The organism is Vibrio sp. 10N.247.311.47 (assembly GCF_041467535.1).
In the GTDB taxonomy this organism is placed as follows: Bacteria; Pseudomonadota; Gammaproteobacteria; order Enterobacterales; family Vibrionaceae; genus Vibrio; species Vibrio crassostreae_C.
The window spans coordinates 120,000-141,099 of sequence record NZ_JBFSUR010000008.1 but is presented as its reverse complement, the minus strand read 5'-3'; the positions used below and the strand labels follow the sequence as shown (position 1 = coordinate 141,099).

The 21,100-nt window shown below is 44.4% G+C and carries 19 protein-coding genes; 4 read left to right on the top strand and 15 right to left on the bottom strand.

Annotated features, from left to right (window positions below; all coding sequences use genetic code 11):
* Positions 1–228: 228 nt before the first annotated feature.
* A complete protein-coding gene (gene rpsT, locus AB6E51_RS07975; RefSeq protein ID WP_004739529.1) occupies positions 229–489 on the top strand; it encodes a 30S ribosomal protein S20 in 261 nt (86 codons plus the stop codon).
* Between the two features lie 277 nt (positions 490–766).
* On the opposite strand, the gene AB6E51_RS07970 is transcribed toward rpsT, so the two are convergent.
* Positions 767–1,060, bottom strand: a complete 294-nt coding sequence (locus tag AB6E51_RS07970) for a metalloregulator ArsR/SmtB family transcription factor (protein WP_004735028.1) — start codon at positions 1,058–1,060, stop codon at positions 767–769.
* Between the two features lie 100 nt (positions 1,061–1,160).
* The gene (nhaR, locus tag AB6E51_RS07965) at positions 1,161–2,051 is read right to left on the bottom strand and encodes a transcriptional activator NhaR (RefSeq protein WP_017059341.1); all 891 of its coding nucleotides are present in this window, start codon (positions 2,049–2,051) and stop codon (positions 1,161–1,163) included.
* A 389-nt stretch (positions 2,052–2,440) separates the two neighbouring features.
* Between nhaR and AB6E51_RS07960 the strand changes: the two genes are divergently transcribed.
* Positions 2,441–3,586 carry a Na/Pi symporter gene (locus AB6E51_RS07960; protein WP_017059340.1) on the top strand — a complete coding sequence of 382 codons (1,146 nt, stop codon included), beginning with the start codon at positions 2,441–2,443 and terminating at the stop codon, positions 3,584–3,586.
* Positions 3,587–4,141: 555 nt separating this feature from the next.
* Here the strand turns inward: AB6E51_RS07960 and AB6E51_RS07955 are convergent.
* The 5 genes from AB6E51_RS07955 to rppH are packed head-to-tail and all read right to left on the bottom strand — an operon-like array spanning position 4,142 to position 9,452.
* Complete coding sequence (locus tag AB6E51_RS07955) at positions 4,142–4,993, bottom strand: thymidylate synthase (RefSeq protein WP_017059339.1); 852 nt, start codon at positions 4,991–4,993, stop codon at positions 4,142–4,144.
* 9 nt (positions 4,994–5,002) lie between these two features.
* On the bottom strand, positions 5,003–5,824 hold the full coding sequence (gene lgt, locus AB6E51_RS07950) for a prolipoprotein diacylglyceryl transferase (protein ID WP_017059338.1): 822 nt from the start codon (positions 5,822–5,824) through the stop codon (positions 5,003–5,005).
* 57 nt (positions 5,825–5,881) lie between these two features.
* Positions 5,882–6,673 carry a sulfite exporter TauE/SafE family protein gene (locus tag AB6E51_RS07945; protein WP_017059337.1) on the bottom strand — a complete coding sequence of 264 codons (792 nt, stop codon included), beginning with the start codon at positions 6,671–6,673 and terminating at the stop codon, positions 5,882–5,884.
* An 8-nt stretch (positions 6,674–6,681) separates the two neighbouring features.
* On the bottom strand, positions 6,682–8,931 hold the full coding sequence (gene ptsP / locus AB6E51_RS07940; protein ID WP_102398324.1) for a phosphoenolpyruvate--protein phosphotransferase: 2,250 nt from the start codon (positions 8,929–8,931) through the stop codon (positions 6,682–6,684).
* A gap of 2 nt (positions 8,932–8,933) precedes the next feature.
* The gene (rppH, locus tag AB6E51_RS07935) at positions 8,934–9,452 is read right to left on the bottom strand and encodes an RNA pyrophosphohydrolase (RefSeq protein WP_017059335.1); all 519 of its coding nucleotides are present in this window, start codon (positions 9,450–9,452) and stop codon (positions 8,934–8,936) included.
* A 616-nt stretch (positions 9,453–10,068) separates the two neighbouring features.
* Here rppH and mutH point away from each other — a divergent pair.
* Positions 10,069–10,734, top strand: a complete 666-nt coding sequence (mutH, locus tag AB6E51_RS07930) for a DNA mismatch repair endonuclease MutH (RefSeq protein WP_102332791.1) — start codon at positions 10,069–10,071, stop codon at positions 10,732–10,734.
* A gap of 68 nt (positions 10,735–10,802) precedes the next feature.
* Here mutH and AB6E51_RS07925 read toward each other — a convergent pair whose 3' ends face one another.
* The 8 genes from AB6E51_RS07925 to xerD all read right to left on the bottom strand — a co-directional run bounded on the left by AB6E51_RS07925 (position 10,803) and on the right by xerD (position 20,330).
* Positions 10,803–11,114, bottom strand: coding sequence for a DUF6482 family protein (locus AB6E51_RS07925; RefSeq protein WP_004735016.1), 312 nt, complete (start codon positions 11,112–11,114; stop codon positions 10,803–10,805).
* Between the two features lie 214 nt (positions 11,115–11,328).
* Positions 11,329–11,580 (bottom strand): hypothetical protein, encoded by a 252-nt coding sequence (locus AB6E51_RS07920; RefSeq protein WP_004735015.1) that lies wholly within the window; start codon positions 11,578–11,580, stop codon positions 11,329–11,331.
* Positions 11,581–12,220: 640 nt separating this feature from the next.
* Positions 12,221–13,555: a cyclic-di-GMP-binding transcriptional regulator VpsR gene (vpsR, locus tag AB6E51_RS07915; protein WP_372057781.1), complete on the bottom strand. Its 1,335-nt coding sequence runs from the start codon at positions 13,553–13,555 to the stop codon at positions 12,221–12,223.
* Between the two features lie 271 nt (positions 13,556–13,826).
* Positions 13,827–15,359, bottom strand: coding sequence for a lysine--tRNA ligase (gene lysS / locus AB6E51_RS07910; protein WP_017059330.1), 1,533 nt, complete (start codon positions 15,357–15,359; stop codon positions 13,827–13,829).
* 98 nt (positions 15,360–15,457) lie between these two features.
* A protein-coding gene (gene prfB, locus AB6E51_RS07905) for a peptide chain release factor 2 (RefSeq protein ID WP_100208942.1) occupies positions 15,458–16,556 on the bottom strand; the annotation gives its coding sequence in 2 pieces (ribosomal slippage) (positions 15,458–16,480 and positions 16,482–16,556; 1,098 coding nt in all).
* A gap of 236 nt (positions 16,557–16,792) precedes the next feature.
* Entirely contained in the window at positions 16,793–18,529 is a 1,737-nt protein-coding gene (gene recJ, locus AB6E51_RS07900) for a single-stranded-DNA-specific exonuclease RecJ (protein WP_372057782.1), read from the bottom strand.
* An 80-nt stretch (positions 18,530–18,609) separates the two neighbouring features.
* A complete protein-coding gene (locus AB6E51_RS07895) occupies positions 18,610–19,389 on the bottom strand; it encodes a thioredoxin fold domain-containing protein (RefSeq protein ID WP_017062874.1) in 780 nt (259 codons plus the stop codon).
* 26 nt (positions 19,390–19,415) lie between these two features.
* The gene (gene xerD, locus AB6E51_RS07890) at positions 19,416–20,330 is read right to left on the bottom strand and encodes a site-specific tyrosine recombinase XerD (RefSeq protein WP_017059327.1); all 915 of its coding nucleotides are present in this window, start codon (positions 20,328–20,330) and stop codon (positions 19,416–19,418) included.
* A gap of 150 nt (positions 20,331–20,480) precedes the next feature.
* On the opposite strand from xerD, the gene fldB reads away from it, so the two are divergent.
* On the top strand, positions 20,481–21,002 hold the full coding sequence (fldB, locus tag AB6E51_RS07885) for a flavodoxin FldB (protein ID WP_017062875.1): 522 nt from the start codon (positions 20,481–20,483) through the stop codon (positions 21,000–21,002).
* The last annotated feature ends 98 nt before the right edge of the window (positions 21,003–21,100 follow it).

The following is a 21,100-nucleotide window of genomic DNA, read 5'->3' as shown; positions in this document are numbered from 1 at the left end:
TACTTTCAAGCGAGGATAAATACTATCCTGTCCTAAGAAGCATATTTATTAGCATTGGTCTAAAAATGCTGTTAGAATCCCCGCCATCTTAACCGCGATGACCTTTCCATACCAAAGTTTGTTTGGCTACGATTGGTTTTTGCACAAATCATTTGACAATTAAGCGCTAATGAGGGATAGTCCTCGCCCTTAAATTGTCACCGAACTAAGTTTTTGGGAGTTAGACCCTTGGCAAACAGTAAATCTGCTAAGAAGCGCGCTATCCAAGCTGAGAAACGTCGCCAGCACAATGCTAGCCGTCGTTCTATGATGCGCACTTACATGAAAAAGACTATCGCAGCTATCGCAGCTGGTGATAAAGAAGCTGCAACTGCTGCTCTTGTAGAAGTTACACCACTTCTTGACCGTATGGCGACTAAAGGCCTTATTCATAAGAATAAAGCTGCACGTCATAAGTCTCGTTTCGCTGCTGCAATCAAAGCTCTTTAATAGAAATTTGATTACAACGCAAAACGAAAAAAACCGGCCTAGGCCGGTTTTTTTATATCTAAATTTTGAGTAACGCTTTTATTTTACGTGCTAACAGCCGTTTTTCTGACCGATAAACAATTTAAGCAGATAGATAAAACAAACAATCAGAAAAATAAATAGAGAAGCAAATTGGTACGTAGATAGATAGGTAAACACTAACGTTCAATGTGAAATGCTAACACTTCCTTGTGTCATTCTATCGCTGATAAGAAATCCCCCTCCCACCAGCAATAAGCTACTTGCAGTAAATACCATGCAGTAGGTTAATCATCGCTTTTACTTCTTCACTACTCAATGTGTAATACACAGTTTGAGCTTCTTTGCGAGTTTCGACCAAACCATCTCTTCTCAACCAAGCAAGATGTTGAGATAAAGCAGACTGACTCAGTTCCAACTTGCCACACAACTCCCCAACCGACAGTTCAGTGCCATGTAATAGGCACAAAATCTGTAAGCGACGCTCGTTAGCCATGGCTTTGAGTAGAATCACAGCTTGTGCTGAGTTCTTCTCCATCTCTTTTAAGTTCATAGTTTGGCTCCCTACAACCTTTACGCCAACTACGGGCTATCAGTATTTCCGGCATATTGCGGATTTATGATAATCGATATCAATTCATTAACAAACTATCTCACTCGAACAATTTGCTAAAATCTGCGTCACATACGTTTTTTACTGCTGGATGTTGGATCATCCTCTCAGCAAATATGACGTAGTACTCCTCTTTTAACTCTTCAATACCGCCTAATAGTTGCAGTGATGTGTCGTCTTCCACTTCAGACATATAAATCGTCGGTGCTAAAAATATTACGTCATGATGGTAACGAGCAAAAGCCTTCATCAATGCGGCATCATCAAACTCACCTAAAATATCTGGCTTAAGCCCTTGTCTATCAAACCATTGCAGCACTTTACGACCCATTGAGGTTCGGCTGCCAGGGATCAAAAGCTTTCTTTGCTCCAATACAGCAGGGAAATTAACCCCTTCAACCTGACCTGAACTAAAAAAGCTCATTCCACTCTCACCCAGCTTTTTACTGAACAGGCCCGGGCTTTGACTAGAGTCCACCGGACAGTCAGACAAAATCATATCGAGCTTATGTTGAGAGAGTTGCTCAAGTAGCATTTCATGGGTCGATTCAAAACAGCGCAAGTGAATGCTGTTATCTGGAGGGATGGTCGACATCAGTATCTTACTGACGAGTCTTTTAGAGAGCGCATCCGCGACGCCAACATCAAACAGAATATTGGAGTGCTGGCTGTAATTCACGATGTCCAGCATCTCGTAACTCAGGCCAAACATACGATCGGCATATTTAAAGACCAGTTGCCCAAGCTCTGTAGGCTCAACACTTCGGCCATTACGCTTGGTCAACTTGCCATCCATGCGTTCTTCTAAGGCTTTTATCTGCCCCGTTACCGTTTGTGGTGTTAGGAATAGGGCTTCTGCAGCTTTAGTAACAGAGCCTTGCTTGCAAACCATCCAGAAGTAATACAGATGGTTGTAGTTGAGATGCGACATAGATGTGCCGTAATAAAAGAGTAGATACCCTTTTATATCAAATATGACACCGCCACTCAACAAACTCGGAAAAACCTAACCAAACATAGATTTACCACTTATTTTTTCGAAGTGTCTGATTTCATAATGTAATATTTCATCGATTATTTTCAATTTTTTTCTAACTTTTAAGATCTATATCACCTATAGAATTTCCATTAAAAAACAATTTAAAACAACAACTTAAAACAACCACATTAGCAATTGGAATATTTAAAGAGTAAATCATCACAAAAAAGTCGCACCTAAACCAAAATGTAATATTACTGAAATATTTCCCCTCTAACATCACGCTCAGATTAAACAAACAGACCAAACACAGACTTAAACGGTCCAATGGAGAAAACATTATGAACCAAGCTACTACTGCAGCAGCGCCTATCTCGAGCACTACTCGTTGGCTACGCTGGGCTAACTTGGCATTCATGCTTTACCTACTATTACTTTCAGTTTCAATGGTTGGTACAGGCTTCAAATGGGCAACAGGCGAGCAAGCAAAGGTTCTTTTCGAATTTGCTTCACACCCAGTTGCAGGCTTAATGATTGGTTTAGTAGCAACAGCGCTTATTCAATCATCAAGTACAGTTACTTCAATTATCGTTGGCCTTGTGGCAGGTGGTTTACCTGTTGAGCTAGCAATTCCTATGATCATGGGTGCTAACATTGGTACTACGGTAACCAATACGCTAGTTAGCCTTGGTCACGTTCGTTGTAAAGAAGAGTTCAAACGTGCATTCGCAAGTGCGACAATCCACGACTTCTTTAACCTATTAGCCGTTGCTATCTTCCTACCACTAGAGATGGCGTTTGGAATTCTAGAGAAAATTTCTCACTGGTTAGTATCACCGATGTTAGCAACAGGTGATATGAGCATGGGTGGTCTTAACTTCATCAAGCCAATCACTAAGCCTGTTGTAAGTGCGATTAAAGAACCACTATCAACGTTTGGCGACACTGTTGGCGGCATCATGCTTATCGCTCTAGGTATCGCAACTATCTTCGTAGCTATTACTGTAATGGGTAAGCTGATGAAGAGCCTAATGGTTGGTCGTGCTCGTGAGATTCTAAAGAACGCAATCGGTCGTGGTCCAATCCACGGTATCGCTTCTGGCTCTATCGTGACTATCCTTGTTCAGTCTTCTTCTACGACAACAAGCTTGATGGTTCCACTAGTAGGTTCAGGTGTTCTTAAAGTACGTGACGTTTACCCATTCACTCTGGGTGCAAACATCGGTACATGTATTACGGCTCTACTTGCAGCTACAGCAGTGTCTGGTGAGTTCGCAGTATTCGCACTACAAATTGCTCTAGTACACTTGGTGTTCAACATCATGTCAACGGTATTCATCTTCGGTATCCCGTTCCTACGTGAACTTCCAGTTAAAGCGGCAGACATGATTTCAGACATGGCTGTGAAGAACAAAGCTGTAGTGGCTGGTTACCTTGTTGCGGTATTCCTTGTACTGCCTGGTAGCGTGTTAGCTCTTACCGCTTAATAGCAAAATAAACATCGCTTATAGCAAAGCCCGCTACCTCCTAGGTTGCGGGCTTTTTCTTTTTAAGAGCAGATACGGGATTCGGGTAAACGAGTAACGAAGAGCTAAAATCAAATTCGAGATATGAGTAAGCTTGTGACAAGAGCTGAAACTGATACGATATAAGAGTAAATCGGTAAGGTAAGCATTACTCACCAAAGAAGTCCGTTCTAGCTCTTCGTATCCCGCATCTCGTTTACCCGCATCTATATATTTCCGTCATTCCCTACAGCGAGGAACGAGCGTGATAGGGAATCCCACAAACACACCACGAAAGAGACTCCCAACTCCTTCCTTCGTCAGTCTAGGGAATGATGAATCGAAAAAAGATTCGAGATGCGTGTAAGCGAGTATCGAAGAGAAAGAGCCAATGCGCGTTGAGAGTATACGAGTAACATAAAGCATCACACAGCATATGATTTCTCTGCTCTTCGAATCTCGATTACTCGTCACTGTAACTTAGATACAAAAAAGGCTGCACAGAGGCAGCCTTTCAATCAAACAAAGCGAGTGAGATTAAACCGAGAATGGGTACTTAATCGCTTCGTGGCATTCGTAACCTTCAACCCAGAAGTCATCCATCGTTACCCATGTTTCCAAATCTTCTAGAGACTTAATCTGAGGATTGATATGGAATGTTGGGCCAGCTAACGGCTCACGCTTTAACTGGATATCACGCATAGGTGCAAGTTGATCTTCGTAAATATGAGCATTTACTAGCTTATGGTAAGCCACGCCAGCTTTCTTACCCGTGATTTGCGCCATGATAGCTAGGAAGACATACACTTGAACCATGTTGAAGTTCAGGCCTAGGGGTACATCGCAAGAGCGCTGAGTGCTGTTTAGGTACAGAGTATCACCAAGTAGTGAGAAGTGATGGCTGTACATACACGGACGCAAACATCCCATGTGGAACTCACCTGGGTTGTAGAAGTTTAAGATCTCGCCGCGGTCATCAATACCGTTAGTTAGATCATCAACAATCTTCTTCAGTTGGTCGATATGACCGCCGTCAGGTTTTGCCCATGCACGTCCTTGAACGCCATAAACACGGCCCATGTCATCTTCACCCTTGCGGTAAGGGTTATTCAGCCATGCTTCATTCAGGTTAGAATTCGCATCCCAAGTTTTAGTCCCTAGCTTACGAAAATCTTCAGCATTGTCGTAACCACGGATATAGCCAAGCAGCTCAGCAACTGCGGCTTTCCAAAAACTCTTACGCGTTGTTACCAGTGGGAATTGGTTATTACCAACATCATATTCAAGGTCAGCATTGATCACGGTTAGGCAACGCTTGCCCGTGCGTTCATTTTCAATCCAAGTACCGTCATCAACGATACGCTGACAGAGATCTAAATACTGTTTCACACCAATTCCTTACTTCGTTTGTTGTGGTAATTCGTCTTTGTAGTGACCACGCTTGTATGCCCACACCATCATCAGCACACCGATGATAACCATTGGCAGTGACAAAATTTGTCCCATAGAGATAAATCCACCGAACAAACCTAGGTGAGCATCAGGTTCACGTACGTATTCTACTAAGAAGCGGAATGTACCATATCCAGCTAGGAATAACCCTGATACAGAACCAAGAGGACGCGGCTTTTTGATAAACCAGTTCAAGATGAAGAACAGCACGATACCTTCAAGCGCCATCTCGTAAAGTTGAGATGGGTGACGAGGAAGTGGACCACCGTTAGGGAACACAATCGCCCATGGCACATCAGTCACACGGCCCCAAAGCTCGCTGTTCATGAAGTTACCTAGACGGCCCATACCTAAACCAAATGGGACGAGTGGTGCAATCATGTCTGCCACGCCAAAGAAGGTGCGACCATTCTTTTTCGCATACCAGAACATTGCGGTGATAACACCCAGCAAGCCACCGTGGAAAGACATACCGCCAGTCCATACCTTAAATAGGTACAGTGGGTCTGCTAGGAAAAGGTCAAAGTTGTAGAAAAGTACGTAGCCAATACGACCACCCAACACCACACCTAGAAAGCCAGCAAACAGTAAGTCTGATACTTGCTCTCGAGTCCAACCACTACCCGGTTGATCAGCTCGGCGATTTGCTAACCAAAGAGCAAACATAAAACCGACAAGGTACATTAGGCCGTACCAACGAACTGAGATTGGTCCTAGTTCAATAAGAACAGGATCGATATTTGGGAATTCGATAAAACCCTGAGACATACTTGGCTCTCTATCTAAATTGATTAACGGTTAGCTCAATGACTAACAGAAAAGACACTACAGCAGCATTGTGGCTGCTATAAACATTAAAAATACCGCAAAGAATTTCTTCAGCACAGGGGTTGGCAATTGAGTGGCCAGTTTCGCACCCACTCGAGTGGTCAAAACTGAGGTACAAGATATCGCGATCAAAGCCGGTAGATAAACATAACCCAAGCTATACGCAGGAAGATCATCGACAGAAGATCCATGCCAAATGAAACCTAGCATTCCCGAAATCGCGATAACACAACCGCATACCGAAGATGAGCCGACGGCTTTACGCATTTCCACACCGTGATGGTTAAGGAAAGGTACCGATAAAGACCCACCGCCAATGCCCGCTAAGCTTGATACCAAACCAATCCCGCCGCCACACAACACGGTTTTAGCTGAACCCGGCATCGATTTTTGGCTCTTGGAGCGAATCGACAATAGCATTTGCAACGCCAACACCAAAACAATCACACCAAAGACTTTTGGTAAGTATTGAGCTGGAATTACATCGGCCACGAAAGAGCCGAGGAAGCCACCTATCACCACACCTGGCATCAACCATTTAACGACAAACATCTCTACGTTACCCAACTTTAGATGGTTAATCGCAGACGATCCCGACGTAACGATGATGGTTGATAGCGAAGTAGCCAATGCCATTTGCATCGCAAACTCTTGGGGGATACCCGCTTTAGGAAGCAAAAACAGTAAGGCAGGAACAACCAGCAAACCACCACCAATGCCTAGCAAGCCTGCTAAAACACCAACAATAGCACCAAGGCCCGCTAACAAACCTATCAGTTCATATGACACGTTAAATCCTATTTTTTACCTGCTCGAATGAAGCCTGTAAATTCACGCTCTTCGAAATAGTTCAGCATCATACTATAGATGTCACTACCATACGGTTTTGAAAGTGCCTTATTTGCCAAATCCTGTAATTCAGCCAAGTTCGATTGACGAATCAAATATTTGGTTCTTGCGACATTCGAGGTATTCATACTTAACGTCTCATACCCCAATCCAATCAATAGCAGCGCGCCCATCGGGTCACCGGCTAACTCGCCACAAATACAAACAGGTAATTGATATTGCTTACAAGTATCATGAATTTGTTTTAATGCCATGATCACCGCAGGGTGCATTGATTCATAGACATCGGATACTCGTGAATTGTTCCGATCAACCGCTAATAAATATTGGGTTAAGTCGTTGGTACCGACTGAAACAAAGTCGACCTTATGCGCAATCAGCGGCAGTATGTACAGCATGGATGGCACTTCAATCATGATACCAACGCGAGGCATACGCACTCGGTTATCAAGCTCATGCACTTCATCATACGCTTGTTCAATCAACTGTAGCGCGTCATCCAACTCCTGTGCACCAGAGATCATCGGCAGCAAAATACTCAAGTTATGGCTTTCACAGCTCGCACGTAGCATGGCACGTAACTGAATAATAAAGATGTCAGGATGATCGAGCGTAAACCGAATACCACGCCAACCAAGGAATGGATTGTCCTCTTCGATAGGAAAATACGGTAAGGCCTTATCACCACCGATATCGAGTGTACGCATCACCACTTGTTTCTCTGGGTAGCTTGCCAGTACAGAACGATACTGCTTGAATTGTTCATCCTCTGACGGGAATCTTTGCTGCAACAAGAAAGAAATTTCAGTTCGATACAGCCCTACGCCATCAACGCCTTGGTTGATAGCGATGTTAGTGTCTGCACTTAAACCCGCATTAAGCAGAATCTCGACTTGCTTGTTGTCTTGCGTTTTTGCCGGTAGGTACAGCTCGCGATTGACCATAGAGGAGAGCTCACTCTCTTCTAGAATCAGCCCTCGATACTCTTTGAGCAGGCTTTTAGTCGGCTCAATAAAGATCTCACCGCTATACCCATCAACAATCGCTCGCTTGCCATTAGCTTGAGCTAGGTTGAGGTTTACCCCCATGACGGAAGGTATGCCAAGCGCTCGAGATAAAATCGCTGCGTGCGAGTTCGCCGCCCCTTCCAAGGAAATCACCGCTAAGAGCTTTTCTTTGGGAATAGACGCTAATACCGAAGCGGTTAACTCACGAACCACTAGGATAATCGGCTTCTCTAACGTGCGAAGTTCATGTTCAGAGTTGTGGAGGAAATAGAGCAGCCTTTGTCCGAGCTCTCGGATGTCTTGTGCTCTCTCACGAAGATACACGTCCGACATACGAGCAAAGCGATTAGAATAACTCTCTACAACCTGTCTTAGTGCCCAATCGGCTTTATCGCCTTTCTGGATTTGGCTTTTTAGATCCTTACGCAGCATAGGATCGTTGAGTAAGTGAGTAAACAGGTCAAAGATCGCCAACGCATCTTTATTGATTTCGCTATCTAAGCGCTTTCGCATGCGCTTAAAGTCATTGAGGGCGTTTTCAACCGCTACCGCCAACAACTCATGCTCTCTCTCTATATTGAGCGTCGAAGCAGGATAAACATCGGTGAGTTCAGGCTGAGTGTTGTCCCACCATAAGTCACCAATCGCCACGCCCGATGAAGCTGCAATACCTTTAGTAGCCGGTAGCTTCTGTTGCTCTAACAGCCAATGGCCTTGAGTTTGGGCGTGCGCCACAATAACGGCAAGTTGTGCAGAGAGCGTGACAAGGAAGGATTCTTCCATCTCACTAAATAAACGTGGGGTCTTCTGTTGAATGACCAATACACCGAGCACTTGCTTGCGGTGGATAATCGGAGTACCGAGAAAAGAGTGATAGACGTTTTCTCCAAGCTCTGGAAAAAACTTATAAGCAGGGTGAGCAGACGCTTGTGCAAGGTTGATAGGTTCAGCACTTCTTTTAACAAGGCCAACCAGACCTTCGTCAAAACCAATGTGAATGCTATTGCCTTTGAAGATCAGGCCTTGAGTTGCCATCAACTCAAGGCGCTGCATATCATTATTTGCCAAATACACGGTGCAACATTCCGTCTGCATCGCACTGCATGTCTCTTTAACCAAAATATCAAGAGCCGTCGACACATCTTCAACTCTTGATACGTGTTCAACTATTTCCCTTAGTTGACTGAGCATGCTTAACCTCTACGCAATTTGCGCTTTCCTTTTATTTTTCGCTCTTTAAACGGCATTGCTAAAGATGCGAACTCTTTCATCGCTCGACGGTAAACATCTCGCTTGAAAGAAACAACTTGTCGAACTGGGTACCAGTAACTCACCCAACGCCAACCATCAAACTCAGGTGTACTTCCACGCTGCATATTGATATGCGATTCATCGCAATCTAAGCGCAAAAGGAACCACTTCTGTTTTTGTCCAATACAGACAGGTTTAGAATCCCACCGAACCAGTCGTTTGGGTAGCTTGTAGCGTAACCAATGACGACTTGTCGCGACGATCTTTACATCCTTTTTAGTAAGGCCAACCTCTTCATACAACTCGCGGTACATTGCCTGTTCCGGAGTCTCACCTTCATCTATTCCCCCTTGAGGGAATTGCCATGAATGTTGCCCGTATCGTTTAGCCCAGAAGACCTGACCATGGTTGTTACAGATTACAATACCAACATTTAATCGGTAACCATCGCCATCTATCACTGGCCAACCTCTATCTAAATTTTTAATTACTCTGATTTTTCCACATATCCCCAATCGGAGCAAACTTAGTGACGTGATAAGCGCTATATTTATGAATAATAACTAGGAATATGGATAAGTTTTGCTCAAATTCTAGTTACCCACACAATAGTGAGACATAGACCACATTTATTCACCTTTTCTGTGAATAACTATGTGAAGAATTACCCGCAATCGTTTTTTTTAATCCATAGATTCATCAACACCAAAAACAACAAATCAGTCAAAATAATTTTATTATTATATAAATCAGTAAATTAAAATAACATTCTAGTTTTAAAAAACATTAGAAATGTAAAAGATCTTTCAGAAACCTGACATGGTTAAAGATCAACCACTCCGATGTTTATCCACACTACTAAGTGAAAGATTCATTTTGAACCCCATTTGGCAAGCATTTTATCCACCATAAACCCCTGTTTATTTATCCACTAAATTAATATTTCAATTAATTACCTTTATGTCCTGTGGATAACCCTGAGTTTGATCCCTTCTCTCGCAAGGAGATCATTTCTTAACCAGTCGTCATTTGGTGATAACTTCTGATAAAATCATTTTTTTGATCATGCCTTTTATTATGAAACCAGAACCACAAACACAACAAGAGCTGTTAGAGCGCGCGTATGCCATCGCTGGAATGACCTTTAAAGAGCTCGCTGACGAAGCTGAGATGGTGATGCCAAACGACCTTAAGCGTGATAAAGGCTGGGTTGGGCAGCTATTGGAATGGCACTTGGGTGCACCTGCAGGCAGTAAGCCAGAACAAGATTTTGCCAAGCTCGGTATCGAGCTAAAAAGCATTCCGATTAGCTACTCTGGCAAGCCACTCGAAACCACCTTTGTGTGTGTTGCTCCTTTGATGGGTGTGCAAGGCATAACTTGGGAAACCAGCCACGTTCGAAACAAGCTGTCTAAGGTGTTGTGGATCCCTGTCGAGGGAGAAAGAGAGATCCCGCTAGCAGAGAGGCATGTAGGATCCCCTTTGCTATGGACACCAAGCGAGGCTGAAAACGAGCTTCTAAAAAGGGATTGGGAAGAACTGATGGAATTGATCGTGTTAGGCAATGTTGAACAAATAACAGCAAGGCACGGTGAAGCGCTGCATCTACGACCAAAAGCCGCCAACAGCCGAGTGTTAACGGAAGCCTACGGTGCAAGTGGAAAGCCCATCAAGACTAAACCGCGTGGTTTTTACCTAAGAACTCAATTCACCCACAAATTGCTGACGACACACTACGCATAGGTCGCTTAACGCACTTCAAAGATAGGATGATCAGTGTGTTATCAACCGTCGGTAGTAAGAAACGAGTTCTAATGAGGTTTGAGCGCCAGTTCAATATCACAGTAGCTTTGGCTTGGCTCATTACCAAACTCATCATAGGCGTTGTGTAAGCGAAGATACGCCTTTTCAAAGCCGAGCCGGAGTAACTCTTCTTTCACTTGATCCAAGGATCCAAAGTGAAGCGGCTCACCGTCTTGCTTTACCGGTTCTAGCTTGTGTTTATATTCCACTGCTAATAGATATTCCGAGATATCGGAACAGCCAATAACGTATACCTTTGGTGTTTGATACGAGTCTTTGTGCTCTCCATGTAACCACATGTCTAATTGATGCTTTTGCATAGCCAGCCTCCCTTGCTCTATAAAGCGTAGTAGAACTCTTTTTCTTTACTAGATAACGACTTAAAAAAGCACACATAACGGCTTAAAAAAGCAAAAAAGAGAAGCAAGTGCTTCTCTTTTTTGGCCAGTTCTAGTTCAAAAGCTTGCACTTCCGACGCCACAACTATCGCTGATATTTATCTTAAGGGGTGAAAGGCGCTATCACCCCACAAGATTACGTCGGTATTCGCGCGCTTAAGACTCGACGAAGGTGACGAACTCGACGTTCAATCGTAACGACTTCAGGTTCAGAAAAACCAATTGGTCGACCATCGGCTTCAAGGCCAATATCTCTCAATAAATGAGTATTGTTCCATGGTAGATCGTATGAACTACGACGAACTTTTCGTTGCCATTCACGTTCTTCACGACGAAGGTCTGCACGGATAAGGACTGTTGCTAGTTTTAAGTATACTGAGTGACGCATAATAACTCTCCAGTTGTAAAATAAACTGAGGAAAAATAGCGTGTTAAATAGTATGAGGGCTTCTCACTTAGCTGCTATTTTTCCGCAGCCAAATAAGGGTACGGATCTATTAGTTAGGTTTATCTTGGGTGTTTCGATCGGCCATGGCTGATGTTTGTGACATAACAGTCACCATGTCAGTACACGGATCAAACGACGCGCAAATATGCTGTATAAAATCGAAATGTTTCATTTGCGCCTCCAAACTAACTAAAAAATCCAAAAAGAAATGAGATAATAAAAGCAAATAAGTCTTTGTTAAACCATTGCTTTCACGGTTAAAGTCTAACCAAGTGAGTATATTATTCAACCGATAATTGATTAACAATTTCAAAACAAATGATTCACCCAAAATATTAGTTGCATATTACTTTATATATAACATATTCACTATGATTATATAAAATCACAGAACATCTCTCTTAAAGACCGAGCCTCTAATAGCTCAATCTATCAACCTGTAAATCTGTCAATCTGTCAGCAGTCAACGATCAACGATCAACGATCAACGAGAAGTTGCAGCAATGGATATAAAAAAACCACGCATCATGCGTGGCTCTTAGATTGACACTAACGGGATAGAATCAATGAATAGAGAGCTCTAAACAACACCTTCAGAAATCAGGCTATGTTTGTTCAGCAATCGGTACATGGTTGCACGCGAAACTCCAAGCTCCTTAGCGGCCAACGATACTTGACCACCATAAGATTCCAGAACAATCAGCAACGCATCTCGCTCTGAACGCTCACGGATACTTTTGAGACTGCGGCGCTCATCATTCTGTTTTGGTAAATCCAGTTGGTGATCCTCAATGATCACAGCATCAGACATCAACACAACACGCTTAATCTGATTCATCAGCTCACGCACATTTCCAGGCCAATGGTATCGATTCATCGAACGGATAGCATCGTCTGAGAAGCTCTTCGCTTGAGCATTAAACTCTTTCGAGTACTCACGCAGAAAATGATTCGCCAGTACTGAAATATCGCTCACACGTTCTTTTAAGCTTGGAACATGAATACGCAGAACATTGATATAGTGATAAAGCTCTTCATTGAAGTCGCCCTCGATCAACGCCTTCTCGATATCAGAGGAGTTCGCGGCCAGAATACGCACATCGACAGATTTAGGTCCATTCGCAGTTTCAATCTTACCTTCTTGTAGAAAGCGCAACAGGTTCAGTTGTTGATTGCGTGGCATCGCTAAAACATCATTAAGCAAGATGGTTCCGCCATCGGCTTCTTCCAACATACAAGGCGCAGTCGCTGACTGTGCTGATATGCCAAACACCTCGGCCTCTATTCTCATTTCAGACAAGGCACGACAGTTAACCGTTAAAAATGGTTTCTGTGCTCGCGACGAATTTTGATGAATCGAGCGTGCAATCGTCTCTTTACCAGCCCCACTCTCGCCATAAATCAAGATACTGACATCAGTCGGCCCAATACGCTTTACTTGGTCTCTCAAGCGCTTCACGGCCACAGAATCGCCTAGCAGTCCCATGTTGTTATTGATGCCGTAGTTTGGCCATACCTTCTGCTCAAGCTTAAGCATACCCAGTTGGTGACCAATGGTACTCAGCAATTGAGAATCTGGGATTGGCGCCGTGAAAAAGTCGATACAGAAGTTCACGATAAATTGGCAAATGGTATCAGAGCTCAATTGCGATTCACGAATAAAGGCGAGCCATCTTACTTGCTTGTTGTTGCTCACGAGATTAGCGATACCGTTAAGGCTAAACTCATCATGACTAAGATCCACAATGCCAATGCATGGGCCAATATCAGCAATCAAGGCATCGGCTTTTCGTAAATCTGCACACTGGGTACACTGCCAACCCACTTGTTCTAACACTGATAACCAGGGTTCGTACGCACCACCAACGACGATAAGAGAACCTGGTAAGGAATCCATCTTAAATTGAGTTCCCATCCTTCTTCCTTATTCTATTTTTATTTAAATCAGACTAATACGAGTCACTGCTTCATCGTTCGACAAAATGCCGCGAGAGCGTATTCAGCGCAGAGACGTATAGTAGTGAGACTATCTTAGATTTTATGTCTCAATAGTAAGACTATGTCAGAAATAACGATTTTTCGAATCAAGAGTGCGGTACAGATTAGGTTTTGAAGCCCCAAAACAGAAAAAGCCACTCTTCAGTGGCTTTTTAATTACATAGGCTGTTACGCCCTATAAGCGAGAATTACGCCTGTGGACGCATTGCCGGGAACAAGATCACGTCACGGATTGTGTGCGTGTTTGTAAATAGCATTGCTAGACGGTCGATACCGATACCTTGACCCGCTGTTGGCGGTAGGCCGTGCTCTAGTGCAGTAATGTAGTCTGCATCGTAGTACATCGCTTCGTCATCACCCGCGTCTTTCGCGTTAACTTGCGCTTTGAAACGCTCGTCTTGGTCTTGTGCATCGTTAAGCTCAGAGAAACCATTCGCAACTTCACGGCCACCGATGAAGAACTCAAAACGGTCTGTGAAGAACGGGTTGTCATCGCTACGACGAGCTAGAGGAGAGATGTCCGCTGGGTAGCCAGTGATGAACGTTGGTTGAATTAGCTGAGGCTCAGCCGTTTCACCAAAGATCTCTTCTAGAAGCTGACCACATGTCCAGAACGTTTCTACGTCTACGTGTACAGATTTTGCGATAGCAACCATCTTTTCACGGTCTTGTAGGTCTGCTTCTGTTAGCGCTTGAATCTCAGCGTGCTCAGGGTTGTAGTGTTTGATTGCATCGAACATGCTCATGCGAGCGTAAGTGCCACCGAACTCAACCGTTTCGTCACCGTAAGGCATAGAAGTAGAACCAAGAACGTCCATTGCTGCCGTGCTTAGCATCTCTTCTGTCAGATCCATAAGGTCTTTGTAGTCAGAGTACGCTTGGTAGAATTCCATCATTGTGAATTCTGGGTTGTGACGTGGAGATAGACCTTCGTTACGGAAGTTACGGTTGATCTCGAATACACGGTCAAAACCACCCACCACTAGACGCTTAAGGTAAAGCTCTGGTGCAACACGTAGGTACATGTCGATGTCTAGTGCATTGTGATGAGTGATGAACGGACGTGCAGTTGCGCCACCCGGGATCACGTGCATCATTGGCGTTTCAACTTCTAGGTAGCCTTTCGCGCTCATGAAGTTACGGATTGAAGATACAAGCTTAGAACGCACGATGAATGCATTACGAGAATCTTCGTTCACGATTAGGTCAACGTAACGCTGACGGTAACGCATCTCTTGGTCAGTTAGACCGTGGAACTTCTCTGGTAGAGGACGAAGTGCTTTAGTCAGCAATTCAAACTCTTCCATGTTCACGTAAAGGTCGCCTTTACCTGATTTGTGAAGCGCACCTTTAACACCGATGATGTCACCGATATCTAGGCCTTGGTACTTCTCTTTCAGTACTTTTTGAACGTCTTTCGCTGCGTATGCTTGGATACGACCAGAAGTTTCTTGAATCGCAAGGAATGGACCACGCTTCGCCATAACACGACCAGCGATCGCAACGATGTGGTTAAGCTCTTCTAGCTCTTCCTTAGTCTTCTCACCGAATTCCGCTTGAAGATCGCCAGCTAGGTGCTCACGACGGAAGTCATTTGGGTGACCGTTAGCTTTGCAGTTTTGGCGGATGTGATCCAGCTTGCTGCGGCGCTCAGCGATTAGTTTGTTCTCTTCAGGTGAAGAAGCTTCTTGTGCGTTTTCGTTTTGAACAGCATCAGTCATTAGAGATGTACCCTGCTTTTAAAATTTGGACCGCTATATTTTTGCAAATATAGGCATTTTTACCAATATTATTGGTAAAGCTTAATAGTTGATAAAGCTTACAGACCTGATTTCAGGCTAGCTTCAATAAACTTGTCTAAGTCACCGTCAAGAACCGCTTGAGTATTACGGTTTTCGATGCCGGTGCGTAAATCTTTGATACGAGAATCATCCAGCACGTAAGAGCGGATTTGACTGCCCCAACCGATGTCTGATTTCGTCTCTTCGCTCGCTTGTTTTTCAGCATTTTGTTTTTGAATCTCAAGTTCAAAAAGCTTAGCACGTAGCTGCTTCATCGCTTGATCTTTGTTCTTATGCTGCGAACGGTCATTCTGACACTGAACCACAGTGTTAGTCGGAACGTGAGTAATACGTACCGCTGATTCCGTGGTGTTTACGTGCTGACCACCAGCGCCAGAGGCACGGTATACGTCAATACGTAGGTCAGAAGGATTAATGTCGATCGTAATGTTGTCATCAATCTCAGGATAGATAAACGCAGATGCAAATGAAGTATGACGACGACCACTTGAATCAAATGGTGACTTACGAACTAGACGGTGAACACCAGTCTCTGTGCGTAACCAACCGTAAGCATACTCACCAGAAATACGTACCGTTGCGCCTTTAAGGCCAGCAACATCACCATCCGACACTTCGATAACTTCAGTCTTGAAGCCTTTCGAATCAGCCCAACGTAAGTACATACGCAACATCATTGAAGTCCAGTCTTGAGCTTCTGTACCGCCCGAGCCTGACTGTAAATCGATGTAGCAATCTGATGCATCGTGATCACCAGAGAACATACGACGGAATTCCAGCTTCTCTAGCTTAGCTTCAAGCTCGGCCAGTTCTGGTTCAATTTCATCGAACGTTTCTTGATCTTCTTCTTCAACCGCAAGCTCTAATAGGCCATCAACATCCTCAACGCCCTGGTCAAGTTGGTCGATTGTTTCTACTACCGCTTCCAATGCAGAACGTTCTTTACCTAGCGCTTGAGCACGCTCAGGTTCGTTCCATACATCCGGTTGTTCTAATTCTGCGTTTACTTCTTCTAGACGCTCTTTCTTAGCGTCATAGTCAAAGATACCCCCTCAGGATATTTGTGCGCTCAGACACATCCTGCAGACGGTTTTTTATAGGATTGATTTCAAACATTTTAGCTCATCATTTATGAGTAGAATTTAACCGAAGAATTGTACTCAAAAGTGTGACGGAGATACAGAATTTTTTAGAGCGGTGAACCAAGATTCAATAACTTAATGGGATATAAAATTGACAGGCAGAAAAAACACGTAAAATTTGTAAGGGAAGGGAAGAGAACAAGCTCTGTTTTTGAACAAAGCTTGTTGAATTTGGCGCTATATGATGAGAATTGTTGAGTCTAAAAAGAACTATTTGGCCTCGATGTAATCAATCATCAGCTGCAAAGATTGGTTGCCACGAAACTCGTTAATATCGAGCTTAAATGCAAGGTGCACAGTTTTCACCGAAGCATCAGGCCAGCGGCGTAGGTCCACATTAAAGGCGATACCATCAATCATCACATTGGTCGGGTGACCTTTGTAGAGCGGCTCCAACATCAACTTAAGATGTTTTTCACCCACCAACTTTTGATGCAGTACTTTAAATTCACCATCGAAGATTGGCTCAGGGAAAGCTTGTCCCCACGGGCCACCTGAACGCAGCGTTTCAGCGGTGTGCATCGAGAACTCTTCTGGTAACAGCTCACCATCAGACAAGATAATGCCCTTCAGTGCTGTTTCTCCAAGTTCATTCTTCACCACATCATTGAACAGCTTGCTGAAGCGTTCAAAGTCCTTTTCCATGATGGTTAAACCAGCCGCCATTGCGTGGCCACCAAATTTAAGAATCAAGCCAGGGTTTTGAGTATCAATTCGGTCCAATGCATCACGCATGTGCAGACCCGGAATTGAACGACATGAACCTTTGATACTGCCTTCGCCGCCATCTGCAAACGCAATCACTGGGCGGTGGTATTTGTCTTTGATACGCGAAGCCAAAATACCAATCACACCTTGGTGCCAATCACGTTGGAATAGTGCCAAGCCAGAAGGTAGGTCGTCTTTACCAAATTCAAGGCGCTCACAAAAAGCCATCGCTTCTTGCTTCATACCCTCTTCGATCTCTTTACGTGTTTGGTTCAAGCCATCTAACTCACTCGCCATTCGACGAGCCGCATGGATGTTGTTACTCATTAGCAGCTCAACACCAAAAGACATGTCGTCTAATCGACCAGCTGCATTGATACGAGGACCAAGAGCAAAGCCAAAGTCAGACGCCACCAAACGCTTAGCGTCTCGCTTAGCAATTTCGATCAAGGCTTGAATGCCCGGACGAGCTTTACCCGCACGAATACGTTGCAAACCTTGATGAACTAAAATTCGGTTGTTTTCATCGAGTGGAACCACGTCGGCAACCGTACCCAGCGCCACAAGGTCAATCAGTTCCATCAACTTAGGTTCTGTCATGCCGCGCTCTGCAAACCAACCCAATTTACGCATGTGAACACACAATGCCATCATCAGGTAAAAAGCGACACCAACCCCCGCTAGGGCTTTCGAAGGAAAAGCACAACTTTCAAGGTTTGGGTTAACCATAGCATCGACCATTGGCAGTTCATTGCCCGGCAAGTGATGATCGGTAACCAGAACCTCTAGCCCTTTCTCTTTAGCAAAGCGAACACCTTCAATTGAAGATACACCGTTGTCGACCGTCATGATCACTTCAGCACCAAGCTCGATTGCCTGTTCAACAACCTCAGGGCTCAAGCCATAACCATCTTCAAAACGGTTTGGTACCAGATAGTCGACGTTAGAGCTGCCGAGCATACGTAACGCTAAAACAGACAGCGCCGAGCTGGTCGCGCCATCGGCATCAAAGTCACCAACAATGATGATGCGTTTTTGCTGCTGAATAGCTTTGAACAACAGCTCAACCGCAGCATCAATGCCGCCCAGTTTTTGATAAGAGTGCAAGCCTTTCGCTGCTGTCTCTAGTTGGTCGGCACTGTCGATTCCACGACTCACATAAATGCGCTTTAACAAGTCAGGTAAGTGAGCAGGTAAGACTGAAATGTCGACCTCAGGACGGCGTTGGATCTCTATCATATAAAAATGGGCCCGATATCAATCAGGCCACTCCTTAAATCAAAAACATGGGGGATAAATTGGCAATACAGAAAACGAGATTATTGCTCTAAACGTTGAAGAAGTTGTGCTGGCGGTAAGTAACCACTCACCAACTCACCACTTGCTAGCACGATAGCCGGTGTGCCATTGATGCCAAGCTCACGACCCAGTTGGTATTGTTTAGCAATGATCTGCTTTTGCTCTGCTAGGTCTTTACCAGACGCTGGCATTTGACGGTTTACTTTAGCGTCATGCATCGCTGTTTTTGGATCATCTGACGCCCAGATTGCTGCCATTTGATCGGCAACTTGCCCTGTCGCACCTTGGCGTGGGTAAGCCATGTAACGAACGGTGATACCCAAATCGTTGTAGCCTTGCATTTGGCTGTGCAGACGAACACAGTAGCCGCACGTAATGTCAGTAAATACCGTCACAACATACTTTTCGTTATCGGCTTTGTATTCAATAACCGTATCCGACATCGCTGCCACTTTTTCAGCATTCAGCGGAGCTTGACGCTCAGCCAAAACATCACTGAACTTTCCGTTTTCATCCAAAGAGTAAAGAGTGCCGGCTAGAAAGTGATCGCCCTCTGGAGAAGAAAAGATAATGCCGCTGTTGGTTTGAACTTCTAAAAGACCATCGATATCCGAAGGCACAATCTTATCGACCTTAATACCGATTTTTTCAAAACGCTTAGTTAACGCAGCTGTATCAATAGCTTGAGCTGGAGCAGCTTCTACGGCTGTTGATGTTGTTTCTACTTTCGCTTCTGATGCATTACATGCAGTAATCATAAGAGGAAGCGCTAGTAGAGGAAGACGGCGTAATACGCTCATTAAGTTCACCTTAAAAATAAATGGATTTAAGCACGTGGGTGATGCTGCGCGTGAATTTGCTTCAGCCTTTCAGTCGCCACGTGAGTATAAATTTGGGTTGTCGATAAGTCACTATGCCCAAGTAACATCTGCACGACCCTGAGATCTGCGCCATAGTTCAGTAAATGCGTCGCAAAAGCGTGTCTCAATACGTGTGGTGACAACAGCTCTGTATCGATCCCAGCGACGACCGAGTAGTGCTTAATACGATACCAGAACGTCTGACGGGTCATTTGCTTGGCGCGTTTACTCGGAAAAACCACATCAGAACTGTTTTCGCCAAGTAGATGTGGACGACCTTGTTCAATAAAAGTCTCTATCCAATCCACCGCATTTTCGCCCATTGGTACTAAGCGCTCTTTGCCACCCTTACCAATAACACGCACCACGCCCTGTCTTAGGCTGATGTTTTCCATCGTCAAGCTAACCAGTTCTGTCACACGCAAACCGGTTGCATAGAGTAACTCAAGCATCGCCTTATCGCGAAGCTCAATCGGATCGTTCGGATCTGGCGCATCGAGCAAAGCATCAACCTGCTCTTCGCTCAAATCTTTCGGCAAGCGTTGCGGCAGCTTCGGGCTGATCAACAAGGCACTTGGATCATCGCCTCTGATTTTCTCGCGGTGCAAATATTGGAACAAGCGACGAATCGCCGACAACATACGGGCACGAGAGGTCTGCTTAAAATCGGCGTCGGCTAACCAGCCTTGATAATCCTGTAAACCTGAAAGGCTAATGAAGTCGAGGCGGTAATTGTTCTTTTCCATCCACGCTAATAACTTGGACAAATCGGTACGGTACGAGACAAGCGTATTCTCCGATAATCCTCGCTCCATCCACATAGCATCTAAAAACTGCTCAACGAGACCGTGGTCTGCGCTCTGCCCTTGAGGCGACTGCATAGTGTTACTCACAATATTGGAAACTGTTTTGAGAGTATGCCAGAGCAAATATGAATGCCATAAAAATTACGACTTGAGCGGATAATCGCTGCAATCGAAGTCGATTTATGGTTAGAATTCGCCATCTGAAATTAAAATCGAACGTTTGCTATGAAAATTGGATTATTTTACGGCTCAACCACCTGCTACACAGAAATGGCAGCAGAGAAAATTCGCGGCATTATTGGTGAAGACCTAGTTGATATCCATAACGTGAAAGAAAGCCCTCTTTCATTGATGGCGGACTACGACCTTTTATTGCTGGGCATCTCGACTTGGGACTTCGGTGAAATCCAAGAAGATTGGAATGAACTGTGGGAAGACATCGCAACCACGCCTATGAAAGGCAAGGTTGTGGCTCTGTTTGGTTTGGGTGACCAAGAAGGCTACGGCGAATGGTTCCTAGATGCGATGGGTCTATTGCATGATGAACTGAAAACCGCGGGTGCAGAGTTTGTTGGCTTCTGGCCAAACGATGACAGCTACGAGTTCGAAGCGTCTAAAGCGTTAACCGAAGACAAATCTCAATTCGTTGGTTTGGCGCTTGATGAAGATTCACAATACGAGCTAAGCGACGACCGTATCGCAAGCTGGGTTGAGCAAGTACTGGTTGAGTACAGCGAAAAGCTATAACCAAACAGAAGTACTCCCGGCTAAGTAGCTAACCAAGTAACTAGCTGGATATAAAAAGACCACAGAATACAAAAAGGCCTCATTACTGCGAAGTAATG